Origin of the sequence: Streptomyces sp. NBC_00683 (assembly GCF_036226745.1) — a bacterium.
GTDB lineage: Bacteria > Actinomycetota > Actinomycetes > Streptomycetales > Streptomycetaceae > Streptomyces.
Genome location: NZ_CP109013.1, coordinates 4,832,836 through 4,851,409, shown reverse-complemented (window position 1 = coordinate 4,851,409; position 18,574 = coordinate 4,832,836). Strand labels below are relative to the sequence as shown.

Sequence of the window (18,574 nt, the reverse complement as noted above, 5' to 3'; positions counted from 1 at the left end):
GGAACACCTGACCGAATCGAGGGGGCGAGGACCCGCCGACTGTACTCCGCGCCCGGATCAGTAGTCGGGTTCCACCCACTGGGCCGTATCCGCCCGGTAGCGGTACTCCGGCCGCCCCTGAATGCTGCTCGTACGGAACGGCTTGCCGTTGTCGTCGATGCGCAGGGACCCGCTCCGGCCGCCGCTGCTCCACTCCAGCTCCAGGTACCAGGTCACATCGTGACCCTCCACATGCGCGTCGAGGTGGAACACCTCCACGTCCGTGGAGCTCACCCGGTACGGGAAGTCCTTCGCCGGGACGACGCCACCGCCGTCCTGCCCCGCGACCGGATGCGAACGCGGCAGGCTCTCGTCCAGGTCGATGTCGAAGCTCTGCGGAGTGATGCCGCTCCCGCAGCCCTCCCCCATCGAGTACGCGGTCCAGGCGAGCGCCGGTTCGCGCCCCACGACCCGCACATGCAGACCCTTGAGCACCACCGCTTCCTGCGATGCCCCCTGGAGGGTGAGTTCGAGCATCATGTCGCCCCCGTCCACACCACCGAGCGCCCTCGCCCAGTTGCGGGTGTCCTGGGGCGGAGGCGGCTTCGGTACGGTGCCGGGCTCACGGTCGAGCAGGTAGTACTGCCCGCAGGGCGACTCCCAGTTGTACGAGCTGATGACGGCGCTCACAGGGGTACCGCGGTCGTCCGCCCCACCGCCCTGCCGCGCCGGCGAACCGGGGGAGGCGGACGCGGAGGGTCCGGCGGTGGCGCTGCCGCCTGCCGACGGGGAAGCCGGCCGGCTCGGCGTCGCGGACGCGCTGCCGGTGCCGCTCCCGCTGCCGCTCGGCGTGACCGGAGCCGTCCCGGTGGCCGCGCCGGTGCGTCTGCCGTCGCCACCGTTGCCGTCCGTGAGGCCACGGAACGCCAGGGCGGCGGGAACGGTGAGCGCGACGACGGCGGTCGCCGCGAGCAGGACGCGCAGCCGCCGGGACGGCCGCCGGCCGGGGGCGGGAGCGGCGGAGGTGGTGGTGCCGGACGCCTCGGAGGGCGTCACGTCCTCGACCTCCGGTCCTGATTCCGTTTCCGTGCTCTCCTCCGGAACGGATCCGGGCTCCGCCGTGCCACCCGCGCCCGCCTTCCGCGCCCCCCGCCGCTTCGCCTCATCGGCCAGGATCCACTTCCGGTGCAGGCCGACCAGCTCGTCCGCAGACGCCCGGCACACCCGGGCGAAGCGTTCGACCGGCGCGTAGTCCTGCGGAACGGCGTCGCCGTTGCAGTACCGGTGCACCGTCGACGTGCTCATGTGCAGCTTCCGGGCGAGTGCCCCGTAGCTCAGTCCTGAACGCTCCTTGAGGCCACTGAGCTCTGCCGCGAAGTCCTGGATCTCCGTACCCACGCCGACCGTTCCTCCCACTGATCCATCCCGGAACCGCGTTCCAGGGAGGCCTCGTTCCCCCAGGTCAGAGGGCATTCAACCGTTCCACCGTCCCGAACCGCCCGGCAGCCGTTGCCACCGGAACCAGGCCCCGCACAAGATGTGGACACACCGCCGGACCGACCGTCGTCCACACCGGGAGACGCAGTGCGTACCCGCTTCGAACCGAGCCTGACCGACGCGGTCGCCGCAGGAGTACTGATCGCCGCCACGGCGACCGTCATCACACTCCTGTGGCACCTCTGACCACTCGTCATTCTCCAGCACAGCCGGCACCATCCGGCGCGCCCGAGCGGCGCCCCGGACACGACAGACCTTCTGAACGGGGAGAACCACCTCATGCGCAACCGTAACTTCCGTCGCACCGCCCGCACCTCCGCCCTCGGCACCGCCGCACTGCTGGCCGCGCTCTCGCTGACCGCCTGCCAGGAGGACGGCCAGGCGGCAGCGGACACCTCCACCCCGGCGACCGCCGCCCCGTCCGAGCAGCCTTCGGACAGCACGAAGGCGCCCGCGGACAAGGGCAACGGCAAGGACAAGGGGACCAACGGCTCAGGTGCGGACTCCGGTTCGAGTTCCGGTTCGAGTTCCGGTTCGGCCGACGCCGAGCCCGCCGCGAAGCAGCCGAAGGACACCGGCGACGACAGCGGACCTGTCACCCTCGCCTGCGACGGCGGCAACTCCAAGGTGAAGCTGACGGCCGTGACCCGGCCCGTCAACCACATGCTGCTCACCGTGACGAACACCGGCTCGAAGGCCTGCAACGCCTACTACCACCCGTTCCTGAGGTTCGGCGAGGCGCAGGCCGTCCCGCGGACCTTCGAGGAGAGCAAGCCGCAGGCCGTCGTCACACTCGGCCCCGGAGAGTCCGCCTACGCCGGCGTCATGACCGCGTCCGCCGACGGAAGCGGCACGGGCGGTTACTCCACCAAGGAACTGACGGTCAGTTTCCAGGGTCGCGAAGGTTCCGGCTCCAGCGGCCCGTCCTCGGACGTGCCGCTCACCAAGGCCGTCTTCGTCGACAGCACGCTGGCCGTCACGTACTGGCAGACGGGCCTGGACGACGCCCTCGTGTACTGACCGCGCCGGTGACGCACGGGTGGCACCCCCGCCAGGTGCCGCCCGGGGCCGAACGGGCCGTTGTCAGTGGCGGATCCTAGAGTCACCTGCATGGCGACGCTCCCGAATCCCCTGCCCCTGCTGGACCTTCCGCCGGGCACACTCGTGGACACCACGATCGACGACCCCTGGCACGAGCCCCTGCTCTGGTACGCCGACGAGTCGGCGCAGCCGGGCGACTGGGCCCGGCTGAGGACGACCGGCAGGCCGCTCGGCCTGCTCCCTGTGCTGGTGGACGGCGGGCGCCGCACCCAGTGGCCCGAGGACTGGGACCTCGATCCGGCCGGGACCTCGTATCCGGGGGACCACGACGCGGAGGACGTCCTCGGCGAGTTCTGGGAGGAGTACGCCTCCGACGAGTTGGAGGACGGGGCCGAGTGGTCCGGCCTGGCGCCCACCCCGTCCGCGAGCGCGTCCGAGACCCCCGACGAACTGGCCGCGGAGATAGCCGACCAGCTCACGGAGGGCGCGCGGATGGCGCTCGTACCCGCCCGGCGCAGCGCGGACATACCTGCGGCGATCGGCTGGTCGGGCCCGCTCAACCACGAGAACGACGTGGCCCGGCTCTGTGCGGTGCTGCGCTCCTGGGAGGACCGCTTCGACATCCGGGTCGTGGCGCTCGGTTTCGACACCCTGACCGTGTCCGTGGGACGGCCTCCCACGACTGCGGCGGAGGCCGGGGCGCTGGCAGCCGAGCACTTCGCGTTCTGCCCGGACAACATCGACGCGGCCCCTCCGAACGGCCTGGACGCCTATGCCGAGAAGTACCTCCTGGGCCAGGAGACGTGGTCGTTCTGGTGGGACTGAAGCCCGTTCGGCATGCCGGGCACCAGGGGTGGCGGGGTCAGCAGAACCAGCCGTTCTGGACCCAGCCCCGGCGGTTGATGTCGCCGTAGGCGAAGCCGTAGACCCAGTCCCCGCCGGCTTCCTCGACGAGGAAGGTCTGCCCGCGGTACAGCGTGCCCATCCAGGCCCCGTGGGGGGCGGTGACCCGGACGAAGAGGTCCTGGGCGCACACGGTTTCGCGCTGCCCCACGGTGCCGTTGGCGGCGGTGGCGGGATTGACGGTCAGAACGGCCGTGGCGGCGGTCAGGGCCAGGACGAGGGTGGTACGCCTGCTGGTGCGGGTCATGGGGGGGGTCCTTCACGGGTGTGGGGTGTGGGGTCACCAGGATCCGAAGCCACCCAGGCATTCCTGCCTGACGAAGCCCCAGTCGTTGGGGCCGAAGTCGAAGGTGGCTGCCCATCCGTTGTAGACGGGGTGGGCGCCGCGGGTGTGTCCGACCTTGTCACCGCGCAGCAGGGTCCGTTTGAGTCCGGCCGGTCCGGAGGAGCTGTCGTAGTTCGCGTAGAAGCTGGCGCTGTCGCAGACGATGACGGCGTGTTCCGGCACCGTCGGATCCGCGTGCGCGGATCCGGTGGAGATCAGGGCAAGGGCGAGAGCAGCGGTCAGGGACAGGGCAGGACCCAGTCGTGTCGTGGCCATGACAGACATGATGGGGTGTGGCCGCCGTCCCGTCGAGAGGGCCGGGCATGGAGTCCCGCGCACGGATCGGCCTTGAGTAGGAGCACTCATGTGCCGTGCCCGGGTGCCGCGTTGAATCGGGTGCATGCCCGATGACATGCCCGATCTGCTCGACACCCGCGCCCCGAAGGCCTGGACGACCCCTCTGGTCTCCACGGTCGTCACGCTGCAGGGAGCCGCTCTCGCCCTGTTCTTCGGCGGCCTCTCCCCCATGGCCTGCGACTCCTGCGAGGGCGCGCAGGAAGACCGGTTCACCCGCAGCTTCGACTCCGGATGGGCGGTGCTGTGCACGGGCCTCGTACTCGCCCTGGCCGTTCTGGTGGCGAGCTGGGCCCTGCCGTGGCACCGACGGCACGCGGCGAACCGCGTACTGCTCGCGGTGACCGCACCTGCCGTCGTGCTCTGCGCCTTCATCGCGTTCGTCGCCCTGGTCGACTGGCCCTGACGTGATGCGGTCAAGGCACTCGGAGCCCGAGCACCGAACACCGGGCAGGCGTCCGGCCCTCAGAGAAACCGTGAACTGCCCACGGGACCCGCTGACCTCAACCGGGCCCGATCGCCCTGGAGCCACGTGCCCCGCACGGCCGAGACGAAGTCCGTGAGCTTCTCGACGGGATCGGCGGGCGCCGACCCGTCCCCGCCATCGGGCGTGGGATCGGCCCCCACGATCTCGGCGGCGATCTCCGCCTCCGGCCTCCCGTCGGCCTCCCCGCGCTCCGCTCCGCCGTCGTCGCCCAGCCGAAGGACCTCCCCCCACGGAGGCACGACCGACTGGTGGAGCAGCGAGACGCTGTCGGCGGCGACGGCGGGCGGGTCGGTCCAGCAGCTCGCGTGCTCGTGCAGCACCTGCCCCGGCGCCCGGCGGAAGAGCTGCCCGAGCAGTTCGGGGCCCTGGTCGGCGCCCGCCGTGTCGTTCAGGTCGTAGGCGATCACGACGGTGTCCTCCCGTCCGGCCTCGAAGGGCTCCGCCGGGAGGCCCAGCACCCCCGCGGCTGCCAGACCCAGGATGCGGCTCCCCCGGTCCGGCAGCAGGGACACCGAACGAGGCCGCACCCCGGCGGCGGCGAGCACCGACTTCAGCCGCAACAAGCCCTGCAGGCACTGGTCGTGGGAGTCCTGGAACCACGCGTACCGGCCGGTCATCCCCGCGTCGTACCCGTGCGGGGACAGCGTGCCCAGCACCGTGCCGCCCATGACGTACTGCCAGCCCCGGAGGTCCGAGTGGTCCAGCGGGCTCACCGGCCCGGCGGTCGCGGCACGCTCCAGGACACGGTTCTGCCGGTCCCACGCACCGCGCCAGGTGTCGTCGGCGGGAGCGCTCAGACGCGCGTGCTGACGGCGGGCCAGCTCCAGGTCACCTGCCAGAACGGCATTGAAGACCAGGAGATAGCGGTCGGGCCAGTCACCGAGGCCGTCCTCCTGCGCGAGCAGCGCGTCGACGGCATCGCGGTGCCGTCCCTCGTCCTCGTACGCGGAGACCAGCTCACGCAGCATGCCGGAGGAACCCGGCGCCAGGCGCAGTGCCTCGCGCAGTGCGGGTATCGCCAGGTAGGACACACCGCGTTCCACGCAGGCGTACCCGTAGTCGTAGAGCGCGCGCACCCGGCCGGGGTGCGCGGCCAGAGCCGTCGCAGCCTTCCGGAGGTCGTCGAACCCGGCCGCCTCCGCGGCCCGGCCGACCACGGTCGCGACCTCTTCCAGCGGCGCCGAGGGTGCCTGCCGCAGCCTGCGCAGCGCACCCGGGACGTCACCTCCGTCGAGGCAGTCCGAGGCCTCGGCCAGTTCGGGGGACGTGGGACGGCGATTCCTGCGCGAGAACATGCGGGCGATCCTCCCCGTAACCGGGGACGCCCTCAACCGAATTGATCACCGGCGAGGGTTACGCCCCGGCACGGGACCGGGTCAGCGCCCCAGCCGCTGCGCGACCTCCGTCGCCCAGTACGTCAGGATCATCCGCGCACCCGCACGCCGGATCCCCGTCAGGCTCTCCAGGATCGCCGCGTCCCGGTCGATCCAGCCCTTCTCCGCGGCGGCCTCGATCATCGCGTACTCGCCGCTGATCTGGTACGCCGCCACCGGCACGTCCACCGCGTCAGCGACCTTCGCGAGGATGTCCAGGTACGGTCCGGCGGGCTTGACCATGACCATGTCGGCGCCCTCCTCCAGGTCGAGCGCCAGCTCGCGCATCGACTCACGGACGTTCGCCGGGTCCTGCTGGTACGTCTTGCGGTCGCCCTTGAGCGAGGAGCCCACCGCCTCACGGAACGGCCCGTAGAACGCGGAGGAGTACTTCGCGGTGTAGGCCAGGATCGACACGTCCTCGTACCCGGTCTGGTCCAGCGCGTCGCGGACCACCCCGACCTGGCCGTCCATCATGCCGCTGGGACCCACCACGTGGGCGCCCGCGTCCGCCTGGACCTGGGCCATTTCGGCGTACCGCTCCAGCGTGGCGTCGTTGTCGACGCGGCCGTCCTCGGTCAGCACCCCGCAGTGGCCGTGGTCGGTGTACTCGTCCAGACAGAGGTCGGACATGACCACGAGGTCGTCGCCCACCTCTTCCCGCACCGCCCGCAGAGCGACCTGGAGGATGCCGTCCGGGTCGGTGCCCGCCGTGCCGCGGCCGTCCTTCTTCTCGTCCAGCGGGACACCGAAGAGCATGATCCCGGAGACCCCGGCCGCGACCGCGTCGACCGCGGCCTTCCGCAGGGTGTCCAGGGTGTGCTGCTGCACGCCAGGCATGGCCGAGATGGCGACCGGGGCGTCGATGCCCTCGCGCACGAACGCGGGAAGGATCAGATTCGCGGGGTCCAGCCGGGTCTCGGCGACCATGCGCCGCATGACGGGCGTCGTCCGCAGCCGCCGGGGCCGCGAGCCGGGGAAGTTTCCGTAATCGGTCATCCTCCGAGACTAGACCCGCACACATCACCGGTTTACCGACAGTCGAGCCGGAAAAACGGACACACGAAAAGGGGCCCGGCCGCTTCACAGGGAAGCAGCCGGGCCCGCTCATCCGGTACCGGTACTCAGGTGGTCGTCCGACGGCGTCTCGCACCCGGGCGCCGCTCGCTCGGACGCGTCACCGGGTCACCGGCCTCCTTGGCCGCGTCCCGGCGCTGCGCACCGAAGTCCGCCAGCGCCTGGGCCAGCTTGTGGACCGACGGCTCCGGAGACAGGACGTCGACCCGCAGGCCGTGCTCCTCGGCGGTCTTCGCCGTGGCGGGACCGATGCACGCGATCACCGTCACGTTGTGCGGCTTGCCCGCGATACCGACCAGGTTGCGGACCGTCGAGGACGAGGTGAAGAGCACCGCGTCGAAGCCGCCGCCCTTGATCGCCTCACGGGTGTCGGCCGGCGGCGGCGAAGCGCGGACCGTGCGGTACGCGGTGACGTCGTCGACCTCCCAGCCGAGCTCGATCAGCCCGGCCACCAGCGTCTCCGTGGCGATGTCGGCACGCGGCAGGAACACCCGGTCGATCGGGTCGAAGACCGGGTCGTAGGGCGGCCAGTCCTCCAGCAGACCGGCGGCGGACTGCTCGCCGGAGGGCACCAGGTCCGGCTTCACACCGAAGTCGACCAGCGCGGCGGCAGTCTGCTCACCGACGGCCGCGACCTTGATCCCCGCGAAGGCGCGGGCATCGAGCCCGTACTCCTCGAACTTCTCCCGTACGGCCTTCACCGCGTTCACCGAGGTGAAGGCGATCCACTCGTACCGGCCCGTGACCAGGCCCTTGACCGCGCGCTCCATCTGCTGGGGCGTACGCGGCGGCTCGACGGCGATCGTCGGGACCTCGTGCGGTACGGCACCGTACGAACGCAGCTGGTCGGAGAGCGACGCCGCCTGCTCCTTCGTACGCGGCACGAGCACCTTCCAGCCGAACAGCGGCTTGGACTCGAACCACGACAGCTGGTCACGCTGGGCGGCAGAGCTTCGCTCCCCGACCACGGCTATGACGGGCTGGTGCCCGTCCGGCGAGGGGAGGACCTTGGCCTGCTTGAGGACCTGGGCGATCGTCCCGAGCGTCGCCGTCCAGGTGCGCTGGCGCGTCGTCGTTCCCGCGATCGTCACCGTCAGCGGGGTGTCGGGCTTGCGGCCCGCCGAGACCAGCTCCCCGGCGGCCGCGGCCACCGAGTCCAGCGACGTGGACACGACGGCCGTCGCGTCGCTCGCCCCGACCTCGGACCAGCAGCGGTCCGAGGCGGTACGGGCGTCGACGAAGCGCACATCGGCGCCCTGCGCGTCACGCAGCGGCACACCGGCGTACGCGGACACGCCCACGGCGTTCGCCACACCGGGCACGACCTCGAAAGGCACGCCCGCGGCGGCGCAGGCGAGCATCTCCACGCCCGTGTTCCCGTCCAGGCCGGGGTCGCCGGCGACGGCACGGACAACCCGCCTGCCACCCTTCGCGGCCTCCATGACAAGATTGGCGGCGTCCCTGAGAACGGGTACCCCGACGGCTGTTGACGACATGTCAACAACCGTCAGCTCAGGGGTGCTTACCCCTGCCCGCGCATGGCCGCGAACGACGTCGAGGACGTCGGGTTCGGCCACAAGGACGTCCGCGCTCGCGAGCGCCTCGACAGCGCGCAGGGTCAGCAGTCCCGGGTCGCCGGGACCGGCGCCGAGGAAGGTGACGTGCCCTGCGGACAGGACCGGAAAATCGGATGCGGCGGGGCCGTTGGGGCTCAAAGTGCTCGCTCCCCCATAAGACCGGCCGCACCCTTGGCGAGCATCTCGGCCGCGAGCTCGCGACCGAGGGCCGCCGCGTCGTCGTGCGACGTGGGGACGGGACCGGTGATGGACAGCTGCACCAGGGAGGCGCCGTCGGTGGAACCGACGACACCGCGCAGGCGCAGTTCGTTGACAGTCTGCCCGTCGACCAGGAGGTCGGCCAGCGCACCCACAGGTGCGGAACAGCCGGCCTCCAGGGCGGCGAGCAGGGCGCGCTCGGCGGTCACGGCGACCCGGGTGTACGGGTCGTCGAGCTCGGCGAGTGCTGCGGCGAGGTCCGCGCTGGTTGCAGCGCATTCGATCGCCAGTGCTCCCTGACCGGGAGCGGGCAGGACGGTGTCGACCGGCAGGAAGTCGGTCACCTCACCGGTCCGGCCGAGGCGGCTGAGCCCTGCGGCGGCGAGTACCACCGCGTCCAGCTCCCCGCTTCGTACGAAACCGATACGCGTATCGACGTTGCCCCGGATCGCCACGGTCTCGATGTCGAGGCCGTGCGACCGGGCGTACGCGTTGAGCTGCGCCATGCGGCGCGGCGAGCCGGTGCCGATACGGGCACCGGACGGCAGTTGCGCGAAGGTCAGCCCGTCCCGGGCCACCAGTACGTCGCGCGGATCCTCGCGCTCCGGTACGGCGGCCAGGACGAGGCCCTCCGGCTGTGTGGTCGGCAGGTCCTTGAGCGAGTGGACGGCGAAGTCCACCTCGCCGCGCAGCAGCGCCTCGCGCAGCGCGACGACGAACACGCCGGTCCCGCCGATCTGCGCCAGGTGCTCCCGGGACGTGTCTCCGTACGTGGTGATCTCGACGAGCTCGACGGCGCGCCCGGTCACCTCACGGACCGCATCAGCGACCATGCCGGACTGCGCCATGGCTAGCTTGCTGCGCCGGGTGCCGAGCCGGAGCGGCTTCGTGGTCTCCCCACCCAGGGGTGAGTTGTCGGTCATGACCGCCCTCTATTCGGGTCGTTCAGGTCTGCCCGGGAGACGGCGGCCACCGTCTGCGGGTCGAGGTCGAAGAGTTCGCGCAGCGCATCGGCGTACCCGGCGCCACCGGGCTCGCTGGCGAGCTGCTTGACCCGCACGGTGGGCGCGTGCAGGAGCTTGTCGACGACGCGGCGCACGGTCTGCGTGATCTCGGCGCGCTGCTTCTCGTCCAGGTCGGGAAGGCGTCCGTCGAGCCGCGCGATCTCGCCGGCCACCACATCGGCGGCCATGGTGCGCAGGGCGACGACGGTCGGGGTGATGTGGGCGGCACGCTGGGCGGCACCGAAGGCCGCCACCTCGTCGGCGACGATGGTGCGCACCTGGTCCACATCGGCGGCCATCGGGGCGTCCGCGGACGCCTCGGCGAGCGACTCGATGTCGACGAGGCGCACACCGTCGATGCGGTGGGCCGCCCCGTCGATGTCCCTCGGCATGGCGAGGTCGAGCAGGGCGAGCCTCGCGGGCCCGGAGGCCGGGCCCCGCACGGGTACCCGGCGCACGGCACGGTCCTGTGCGGCGGCGGTGGCGGAACCGTTCTCCACCCACGCGGCGTGCTGGTCCAGGTCCGCGGGGGCGGCCGCGGCGCGGGCCGCGGACGGCTCCGCGGCGGTGTCGAAGTCGACGCCGAGCGCCCCGGCGACGGCCTCGGCGGTCAGGACGAGCCCGGTCGCGCCGGTACAGGAGACGACCACATCGGCACGTGTCAGTTCGTCCGGCACTGCGGTCATTTCCACGGCTCGTGCCGTCGCCCCGCCGCTCTGGGCGAGGATCTCGACGAGCCGGTCGGCACGGCCCCGGGTCCGGTTGGCGACGACGATCTCTGCGACGCCGGTACGGACCAGGGTTGCGGCGGCCAGGGAGGACATCGAACCCGCGCCGATCACCAGGGCGCGCTTGCCAGCGGCCCATTCGGTGACCTCGGTACCGTCCGCGAGCTGCTCGAGGCCGAACGTGACGAGCGACTGCCCGGCCCGGTCGATCCCGGTCTCGCTGTGGGCACGCTTGCCGACCCTCAGCGCCTGCTGGAACAGGTCGTTCAGCAGCCGTCCCGCGGTGTGGAGCTCCTGGCCCAGCGCGAGCGCGTCCTTGATCTGGCCGAGGATCTGGCCCTCGCCGACGACCATGGAGTCCAGCCCGCACGCCACCGAGAAGAGGTGGTGGACGGCGCGGTCCTCGTAGTGCACATAGAGATAGGGAGTGAGCTCGTCCAGGCCGACGCCGCTGTGCTGCGCGAGCAGCGTGGACAGCTCGGCGACACCCGCGTGGAACTTGTCCACGTCCGCGTACAGCTCGATGCGGTTGCAGGTGGCCAGCACCGCCCCCTCGGTCGCGGGTTCCGCGGCGAGGGTGTCCTGGAGCAGCTTCGTCTGCGCCTCGGGCGACAGTGACGCCCGCTCCAGCACGGAGACGGGGGCGCTGCGGTGGCTCAGTCCTACGACAAGGAGGCTCATGCCGGCATCACGGCGGGCATGTCCCCGTCGGGTCCCTTCCGGTTCACGGGAGTGGCGCGCATCGGCGGCGCCTCGTCGGCGTCGTCGTCCGCGGCCGCGTTGCCTTCGGCGGCGGCTCCCTCGCCGGCCTTGCGCTGCTCGTGGAACGCGAGGATCTGCAGCTCGATCGAGAGGTCGACCTTGCGCACATCGACGCCTTCGGGCACGGAGAGCACGGTCGGCGCGAAGTTCAGGATGGAGGTCACACCCGCGGCGACGAGCCGGTCGCAGACCTGCTGGGCCGCGCCGGGCGGGGTGGTGATGACGCCGATGGACACACCGTTGTCGCTGATGATCCGGTCCAGGTCGTCGGTGTGCTGGACGGCGATACCGGCGACGGGCGTACCCGCCATGGCCGGGTCGGCGTCGATCAGCGCGGCGACCCGGAAACCACGGGAGGCGAAGCCGCCGTAGTTGGCGAGCGCGGCGCCGAGGTTACCGATACCGACGATGGCGACCGGCCAGTCCTGGGTGAGCCCGAGCTCACGGGAGATCTGGTAGACGAGGTACTCGACGTCGTACCCGACTCCACGCGTGCCGTAGGACCCCAGGTAGCTGAAGTCCTTGCGCAGCTTCGCGGAGTTGACCCCCGCCGCCGCGGCGAGCTCCTCGGAGGAGACCGTGGGCACCGAGCGCTCGGAGAGCGCGGTCAGTGCGCGGAGGTACAGCGGAAGCCGGGCGACGGTGGCCTCGGGAATTCCTCGGCTACGGGTCGCCGGTCGGTGAGTTCGGCCAGTTGCCACGGTGCTCCTGCGGGATGAGCGGGGCTGCAGGCGGCCGTATGTCCCAAGACCGCCCCGTCGAATGCAGGCTATGTCTTTGTGAACGCGTGCACAAAGATAGTGTCCGTTTTGTCTGGTCAAAGTGACCGGGGTCACGCATATTCCTCGCGCGATCCCGGAACCCGGGACCGCATCAGCCCGTTGCAGGCCCGAAGGGGGCAAAGCGGTACACACTCCTCATGTCCACGCCCCCCGAGACCACTCAAAACGCCCATGATGTTAACCGGGTTTCGACTGGGTACCCAGTGCCGTGCGCAACCTCGCCGGGTCCACCCGCCAGAACGTGTGCTGTTCGTCATCGATCAGGACCACCGGAATCTGCTCCCAGTACTCCTTGTACAGCTGCTCGTCCTCGGTGATGTCCTTCTCCACCCAGGACGCGCCGGTCTCCTCGCAGACGGCGCGCACCACCAGTCGCGCATCGTCACAGAGGTGACAGCCGGGCTTCCCCACGAGGGTCACCACCCGGTCGGCAGGCTTCTTCTTCGTACGCCGCAGCAAGGCACTCATGCCTCCATTCTGCGCCGCTCCGCACCACTCGCGGGGTCACCCGTTTAACGCGGCGGTCCCGGAGAGTTCACACGGTCGCATCCCGCCAGGTCGGGAAGGACCGAACAGAATGGCTATGCTCACGACATGGCCGCTCTTGGATGGCTCACACCCCGCAGGCGCCCCGCGACAGCACGGAGCGTGCTGGCAGGCGAGGCAGCAGCCGAGGCAGCGCGGAAGTCGACACTTCCCGCCGACGAGTCCCTTCTTCCCGCAGACGCCGCGGATCTGCTGACCGCGGCCGAAGGCGCCGGGGAGCCTGTGTTCCCGGTGGCCGGGGACGACCGGGCCGCCGCCTTCTTCGACCTCGACAACACCGTGATGCAGGGCGCCGCGATCTTCCACTTCGGCCGCGGCCTCTACAAGCGGAAGTTCTTCCAGCGCCGCGAGCTGACCCGGTTCGCCTGGCAGCAGGCCTGGTTCAGGCTGGCCGGCGTCGAGGACCCCGAACACATGCAGGACGCCCGCGACAGCGCCCTGTCCATCGTCAAGGGCCACCGCGTCGCCGAGCTGATGTCCATCGGCGAGGAGATCTACGACGAGTACATGGCCGACCGCATCTGGCCCGGCACGCGCGCCCTCGCCCAGGCCCACCTCGACGCGGGGCAGAAGGTCTGGCTGGTCACGGCCGCCCCGGTGGAGACCGCCACGATCATCGCCCGCCGGCTCGGCCTGACCGGCGCACTGGGCACCGTCGCCGAATCCGTGGACGGCGTCTACACCGGCCGCCTGGTCGGCGAACCCCTGCACGGCCCGGCCAAGGCCGAGGCGGTACGCGCGCTGGCGACGGCCGAGGGACTGGACCTCGACCGCTGCGCCGCCTACAGCGACTCGCACAACGACATCCCGATGCTGTCGCTGGTCGGCCACCCCTACGCGATCAACCCGGACACCAAGCTCCGCAAGCACGCCCGCGCCCTGGACTGGCGCCTGCGCGACTACCGCACCGGCCGCAAGGCCGCCAAGGTCGGCATCCCGGCCGCCGCCGGCGTGGGCGCCCTGGCCGGCGGCACCGCGGCCGCGGTCGCACTCCACCGCCGCCGCCGCTGACCCCTCTCCGCCGGCACGCCTCCCCCTCCGACCCGCGCCGCCCCCGGGCCGCCGCCGGTCCATGCCCCGAGGCGGCGGGCTGGCGGGCCACGCCCGGGGACGTACGGCCAATCGGGAGGGCGGAGCCGCCCGCACCCGCTCACCCCTCCGGCCAGTCGTGTTGACGTCGAGCGACCACAACCCGTCGCCCCCGCAGGCAGATCACGAAGCATTTCGATCAATAAGCGGTCACGATGTGCGACTTACTCCGTCACTTAGAGGTTACGGAAGCGACGGAATCGATGATTTGAGCAACTGGGTGTAGCACGGCCTGTACGAAGCGTTATTCTCCTCAGACGCACAAGGAGCCCGCCACCCGCTACCACGAGTGACGGTTTTCGAACTGCACGTGATGGAAGCTCTGCCTCTGGGAGTCCCGTGTACCCACACGTCGGGGTTGACACCTCGGGCCTGGCTACGCTGCGCGCAACGGTCCTCGACCACTTGCGCGGCTTCGTCCCCACCGCGTACGCCGTCCCCGCATTTGCCACCCCTGCACCTGCCGGCCCTTGCTACGCGTTGGCCGAACGCAGCGCGGCGGTCGGAAGACGCAGCAACCGCGGCGCCACGACCACGTCAGCCGTTCGCCGGCCCACGGCCGACAGCGACAGCGCGCGCATGATGGATCTTGTCGAGCGCGCACAGGCCGGTGAGGCCGAGGCCTTCGGCCGCCTGTACGACCAGTACAGCGACACCGTGTACCGGTACATCTACTACCGCGTGGGAGGGAAGGCGACAGCGGAGGACCTCACCAGCGAGACGTTCCTGCGCGCCCTCCGCCGCATCTCCACCTTTACCTGGCAGGGCCGCGACTTCGGCGCCTGGCTGGTCACGATCGCCCGGAACCTGGTCGCCGACCACTTCAAATCCAGTCGTTTCCGACTGGAAGTGACCACCGGCGAAATGCTCGACGCGAACGAGGTCGCGCGCAGCCCCGAGGACTCCGTCCTGGAGTCCCTCTCCAACGCCGCACTGCTGCAAGCCGTGCGACGACTCAATCCTCAACAGCAGGAGTGCGTCACCCTCCGGTTCCTGCAAGGGCTCTCGGTCGCCGAAACGGCCCGTGTCATGGGCAAGAACGAGGGCGCGATCAAAACCCTGCAGTACCGCGCCGTCCGAACGCTCGCCCGACTCCTGCCCGACGACGCCCGTTGAGATCACCATGGGCGGCGGACGAGATCACCATTGGTGACGGGTACGTGACACACTGGTCCGATCATCCTTCGTCCGTAACCCAAACGCCGCGCCACTCGTTGTGCCGGATGCAGGCCCCCTGTCGTCGCACCGCGACCCGTAGTCCACTCGCTCGATCGTGTGGAAACGCGCCCGGTGCGCAACCTTCCGGACGCTCAGGGGAGTCGACCGTCATGACGAGAGGAGGTGCCGCCAGTGATCGCAAACGTTTCGGCACACCGGCGGGCGAACGCCTTCGCCCAGGCCCTGGAGGAGCAGTCGCCCCAGGGTGCGGCGGCCGTACAGCCCGAGGAACCGGCCGAACCGGCCGACCACGGAACGCTGTTGGCCCTGGCGAACGGCCTCGGTGAGCTACCGAAGCCGCAATTGGATCCCGAGGTCAAAGTGGTGCAGCGAGCCCAGCTCGTCGCGGCCATGGAGACCATGTTCGCCGAGGGCGGTGCGTCCACGGGCCCTACCGTGCCCGAACAACGGGGCAGGGGGGCCCACCGGGCCTCCCCGCTCCGGAAATTGCGCCCCCGCTCCCGCTGGGCGAAGGGCCTCACCGCGGGGGGACTCACCGTCGGTGTGGCCGCAGGAGCTTTCGGCGGAGTGGCCGCTGCCAGTTCCGACGCCCTGCCGGGTGATTCCCTGTACGGCCTGAAGCGCGGCATGGAGGACATCAACCTCACCATGGCCAACGGCGATGCCGACCGGGGCGAGGTCTACCTCGACCAGGCATCGACCCGCCTCAGCGAAGCCCGCCGCCTCATGGAGCGTGCCCGCTCGGGCGAGATGGACCACGAGTCCCTGGGGGAGGTCAGACGCACGCTCAACGGCATGACGCACGACGCCACCGAGGGACACAGGCTGCTCCACTCCGCCTACCAGCGGGACGGCTCCCTCGGGCCGATCCAGACACTGGACTCCTTCTCCCGCTCGCACCGCGAGAGCTGGAGCAGTCTCCGTGACCGGCTGCCCGTGCAACTGACCGACATCGGCGACAAGGTCAGTTCCGTCTTCGACGCCATGGACCAGGAGGTCGCGCCGCTCCAGGCCCTGCTCCCCCGTACCCCGGGCACGAGCGAGGAAGGGAAGCAGCCCGAATCCCCGGACGGCACCGGCCCCTCCGGCACGGACCGCCCGGCACCCTCGTCCACCTCCCCGGACGGCGGACCGGCCGGCAGCACCACGCCCAAGCCGTCCGGATCCGGCAGCACTCCGGCCGACGGCCTGATCAACGGCGGTACGGACGGCCTGCTCGACGACCTCCCGACGGACGACGGCACCCCGTCGTCCCCGGGCGGCGAGGACGGCACGTCCGAAGCACCGGATGTGACCCTGCCTCCGCTGCTCCCCGGCCTGCTGCCGGGCCTGGGCATCGACGGCGAGGACCTCAGGCCGTAGCCGAAGCGCGGGAGAACGCATGCGAAGGGGGGCCGTCCGGATCCGGACGGCCCCCCTTCGCATGCGGCTTCCTCAGAAGAAGACCGACCTGCGCTGCACCAGCAGCTTGTACAGCGTGTGCTGGATCTGCTCCCGCACCTGGTCCGTCAGGTTGAACATCAGCATCGGATCCTCCGCCGCCTCCGGCGGATACCCGTCCGTCGGAATCGGCTCCCCGAACTGGATCGTCCACTTCGTCGGCAGCGGCACCGCACCCAGCGGTCCCAGCCACGGAAACGTCGGCGTGATCGGGAAGTACGGAACGCCCAGGACCCGCGCCAGCGTCTTCGAGTTGCCGATCATCGGATAGATCTCCTCCGCGCCGACGATCGAGCACGGCACGATCGGCACCCCGGCCCGCAGCGCCGTCGACACGAAACCGCCCCTCCCGAAGCGCTGCAGCTTGTACCGCTCGCCGAACGGCTTGCCGATGCCCTTGAAGCCCTCCGGCATCACCCCGACGACCTCGCCGCGCTGCAGCAGCCGCTCCGCGTCCTCGGCACACGCCAGCGTGTGACCGGCCTTCCTCGCCAGCTCGTTGACCACGGGCAGCATGAAGACCAGATCGGCGGCGAGCAGCCGCAGATGCCGCTCGGCCGGGTGGTTGTCGTGCACCGCGACCTGGAGCATCAGCCCGTCCAGCGGAAGCGTCCCCGAGTGGTTCGCGACGATGAGCGCCCCGCCGTCCGACGGGATGTTCTCGATGCCCTTCACCTCGACCCGGAAGTACTTGTCCGCGAGGGGCCGCAGCATCGACATGAGGACCTGGTCGGTCAGCTCCTTGTCGTAGCCGAACTCGTCGACGTCGTAGTCGCCCGTGACCCGCCGTCGCAGGAACGCGAGCCCGCCCGCGATCCGCCGGTCCCAGCCGGCCCGCCCGGAGACCTCGTGGGCCTCCTCGGGAGGCGTGGCCTCCTGGGCGCCCGCCACCGGCTGCGCTCCCCGCAGGGCGCTCACAGGCGCCGCACCGGGGCCTGCCGGGGCCTGGCCCCGGCCGCTCCCCGGCAGCACGCCCCTGCGCCGCGCAGCGCCTGAGCGCGAACGGTCGTCGTCGAACGGAATGACCTTGGCGTCCGCCATCGTCGGTCGCGCTCCTCTACCTGGCGCCGTGAGTCGAATGTGTCGCATCGGTCCCGCCCCCGGCCGGCCCGCCGACGAAAGGCAGGTCCGCCAGCCGCCCGACAGCCCTGCTCATCACCTCGGGCGGCAGCAGCCCCGGTCCCCGGCTGCGCGCGAACTCGGCGAAGGTCTCCGCCGTGGTGAACCTGGGGCGGAAACCCAGGGTCTCGCGCATCTGCACGGTGGAGACCACCCTGCCGTGGGTGAGCAGCCGGATCTGCTCCGGCGAGAAGTCGGTCATGCCGATCGTGCGGAGCGCCGAGCCGACCCAGGTGACGGCGGGCAGCAGCACCGGCACGGTCGGCCGGCCCAGCCGCCGCGAGCACTGCGAGAGCAGCAGCACGCCGTCGCCGGCGATGTTGAAGGTGCCGCTGTTCAGGGTTCCGCGCCGCGGTTCGCGCGCCGCGATCTCCAGGACCGCCATGACGTCGTCCTCATGGACGAACTGCAGCCGCGGGTCGTATCCGAAGACGGTCGGCAGGACGGGCAGCGCCAGGTAGTCGGCAAGCGGCGAGTCCGGCTCCGGGCCCAGGATGTTGGCGAACCGCAGCACGCAGACGGCAACGTCCGGCCGGCGGCGCGCGAACCCGCGTACGTACCCCTCGACCTCCACCGCGTCCTTGGCGAAGCCTCCGCTGGGCAGCGACTTGGGCGGGGTCGTCTCGGTGAAGACCGCGGGGTCGCGGGGCGCGGAGCCGTACACGCTCGTACTGGACTTGATCACGAGCCGCTGGACGGTCGGTGACTTCTGGCAGGCGCCCAGCAGTTGCATGGTGCCGATGACGTTGGTCTCCTTGACCGTCGTCCGGCCGCCGGCGCCGAGCGCCTTCCCCGAGACATCCAGATGAACGACCGTGTCGACCGAGTGCTCGGCGAGGACCCTGGCGATCGCGGGCTGCCTGATGTCCGCCGTGACGAATTCGGCATCACCCAATTGGTGCCCGGGCGCGACCGCGTCGACGGCGATCACCCGGTCCACACCGGGGTCGCGCTGGATACGCCGTACGAAGCGGCCCCCCAGCTGCCGGGCCACTCCTGTGACGAGCACGATCTTCCCCAAGATCAGCGCCTTCCGTCGTTCGTTCGTCGAGCGGGGTCTTCCCCTGGCCGTCACCGTAGCCGGTGGATGTTGCCCTGTGATGACCCCATGGCG

18 protein-coding genes are annotated in these 18,574 nt (G+C 70.9%); 6 read left to right on the top strand and 12 right to left on the bottom strand.

Features of this window, described 5'->3' with window-relative positions; translation table 11 throughout:
- Positions 1-57: 57 nt before the first annotated feature.
- Positions 58-1,377, bottom strand: a complete 1,320-nt coding sequence (locus OG257_RS21805; protein ID WP_329209887.1) for a helix-turn-helix domain-containing protein — start codon at positions 1,375-1,377, stop codon at positions 58-60.
- 378 nt (positions 1,378-1,755) lie between these two features.
- On the opposite strand from OG257_RS21805, the gene OG257_RS21800 reads away from it, so the two are divergent.
- Both OG257_RS21800 and OG257_RS21795 read left to right on the top strand, forming a co-directional pair.
- On the top strand, positions 1,756-2,496 hold the full coding sequence (locus OG257_RS21800) for a DUF4232 domain-containing protein (protein ID WP_329209886.1): 741 nt from the start codon (positions 1,756-1,758) through the stop codon (positions 2,494-2,496).
- Positions 2,497-2,586: 90 nt separating this feature from the next.
- Positions 2,587-3,342, top strand: a complete 756-nt coding sequence (locus tag OG257_RS21795) for a DUF4253 domain-containing protein (protein WP_329209884.1) — start codon at positions 2,587-2,589, stop codon at positions 3,340-3,342.
- A 37-nt stretch (positions 3,343-3,379) separates the two neighbouring features.
- Here the strand turns inward: OG257_RS21795 and OG257_RS21790 are convergent, their stop codons facing one another.
- Both OG257_RS21790 and OG257_RS21785 read right to left on the bottom strand, forming a co-directional pair.
- The gene (locus OG257_RS21790) at positions 3,380-3,667 is read right to left on the bottom strand and encodes a hypothetical protein (protein ID WP_329209882.1); all 288 of its coding nucleotides are present in this window, start codon (positions 3,665-3,667) and stop codon (positions 3,380-3,382) included.
- A 33-nt stretch (positions 3,668-3,700) separates the two neighbouring features.
- Positions 3,701-4,021 (bottom strand): hypothetical protein, encoded by a 321-nt coding sequence (locus tag OG257_RS21785; RefSeq protein ID WP_329209880.1) that lies wholly within the window; start codon positions 4,019-4,021, stop codon positions 3,701-3,703.
- A gap of 124 nt (positions 4,022-4,145) precedes the next feature.
- Between OG257_RS21785 and OG257_RS21780 the strand changes: the two genes are divergently transcribed.
- Positions 4,146-4,505, top strand: coding sequence for a hypothetical protein (locus OG257_RS21780; protein ID WP_329209878.1), 360 nt, complete (start codon positions 4,146-4,148; stop codon positions 4,503-4,505).
- A 59-nt stretch (positions 4,506-4,564) separates the two neighbouring features.
- On the opposite strand, the gene OG257_RS21775 is transcribed toward OG257_RS21780, so the two are convergent.
- The 7 genes from OG257_RS21775 to OG257_RS21745 all read right to left on the bottom strand — a co-directional run bounded on the left by OG257_RS21775 (position 4,565) and on the right by OG257_RS21745 (position 12,555).
- Positions 4,565-5,881: a hypothetical protein gene (locus tag OG257_RS21775; protein ID WP_329209876.1), complete on the bottom strand. Its 1,317-nt coding sequence runs from the start codon at positions 5,879-5,881 to the stop codon at positions 4,565-4,567.
- Between the two features lie 81 nt (positions 5,882-5,962).
- The gene (hemB, locus tag OG257_RS21770) at positions 5,963-6,958 is read right to left on the bottom strand and encodes a porphobilinogen synthase (protein WP_329209875.1); all 996 of its coding nucleotides are present in this window, start codon (positions 6,956-6,958) and stop codon (positions 5,963-5,965) included.
- A gap of 125 nt (positions 6,959-7,083) precedes the next feature.
- Entirely contained in the window at positions 7,084-8,751 is a 1,668-nt protein-coding gene (locus tag OG257_RS21765) for a bifunctional uroporphyrinogen-III C-methyltransferase/uroporphyrinogen-III synthase (RefSeq protein WP_329209874.1), read from the bottom strand.
- Positions 8,748-9,734 carry a hydroxymethylbilane synthase gene (gene hemC, locus OG257_RS21760; protein ID WP_329209872.1) on the bottom strand — a complete coding sequence of 329 codons (987 nt, stop codon included), beginning with the start codon at positions 9,732-9,734 and terminating at the stop codon, positions 8,748-8,750. Before hemC ends, OG257_RS21765 begins: the two co-directional genes overlap by 4 nt.
- Complete coding sequence (locus OG257_RS21755; protein WP_329209870.1) at positions 9,731-11,224, bottom strand: glutamyl-tRNA reductase; 1,494 nt, start codon at positions 11,222-11,224, stop codon at positions 9,731-9,733. The genes hemC and OG257_RS21755 overlap by 4 nt, the downstream gene beginning before the upstream one ends.
- On the bottom strand, positions 11,221-12,006 hold the full coding sequence (locus OG257_RS21750; RefSeq protein ID WP_329209868.1) for a redox-sensing transcriptional repressor Rex: 786 nt from the start codon (positions 12,004-12,006) through the stop codon (positions 11,221-11,223). The genes OG257_RS21755 and OG257_RS21750 overlap by 4 nt, the downstream gene beginning before the upstream one ends.
- Positions 12,007-12,264: 258 nt before the next feature.
- Positions 12,265-12,555 carry a glutaredoxin family protein gene (locus OG257_RS21745; RefSeq protein ID WP_329209866.1) on the bottom strand — a complete coding sequence of 97 codons (291 nt, stop codon included), beginning with the start codon at positions 12,553-12,555 and terminating at the stop codon, positions 12,265-12,267.
- 126 nt (positions 12,556-12,681) lie between these two features.
- On the opposite strand from OG257_RS21745, the gene OG257_RS21740 reads away from it, so the two are divergent.
- From OG257_RS21740 to OG257_RS21730, 3 genes are all read left to right on the top strand, one after another.
- Positions 12,682-13,644 (top strand): HAD family hydrolase, encoded by a 963-nt coding sequence (locus tag OG257_RS21740; RefSeq protein ID WP_329209864.1) that lies wholly within the window; start codon positions 12,682-12,684, stop codon positions 13,642-13,644.
- A 417-nt stretch (positions 13,645-14,061) separates the two neighbouring features.
- Positions 14,062-14,838: an ECF subfamily RNA polymerase sigma factor, BldN family gene (locus tag OG257_RS21735; protein ID WP_329209862.1), complete on the top strand. Its 777-nt coding sequence runs from the start codon at positions 14,062-14,064 to the stop codon at positions 14,836-14,838.
- 234 nt (positions 14,839-15,072) lie between these two features.
- Positions 15,073-16,263 carry a DUF5667 domain-containing protein gene (locus OG257_RS21730; protein ID WP_329209860.1) on the top strand — a complete coding sequence of 397 codons (1,191 nt, stop codon included), beginning with the start codon at positions 15,073-15,075 and terminating at the stop codon, positions 16,261-16,263.
- 72 nt (positions 16,264-16,335) lie between these two features.
- On the opposite strand, the gene OG257_RS21725 is transcribed toward OG257_RS21730, so the two are convergent.
- Entirely contained in the window at positions 16,336-17,382 is a 1,047-nt protein-coding gene (locus OG257_RS21725) for a lysophospholipid acyltransferase family protein (RefSeq protein ID WP_329209858.1), read from the bottom strand.
- A 16-nt stretch (positions 17,383-17,398) separates the two neighbouring features.
- The gene (locus OG257_RS21720) at positions 17,399-18,481 is read right to left on the bottom strand and encodes an NAD-dependent epimerase/dehydratase family protein (protein ID WP_329209857.1); all 1,083 of its coding nucleotides are present in this window, start codon (positions 18,479-18,481) and stop codon (positions 17,399-17,401) included.
- Between the last annotated feature and the right edge of the window lie 93 nt (positions 18,482-18,574).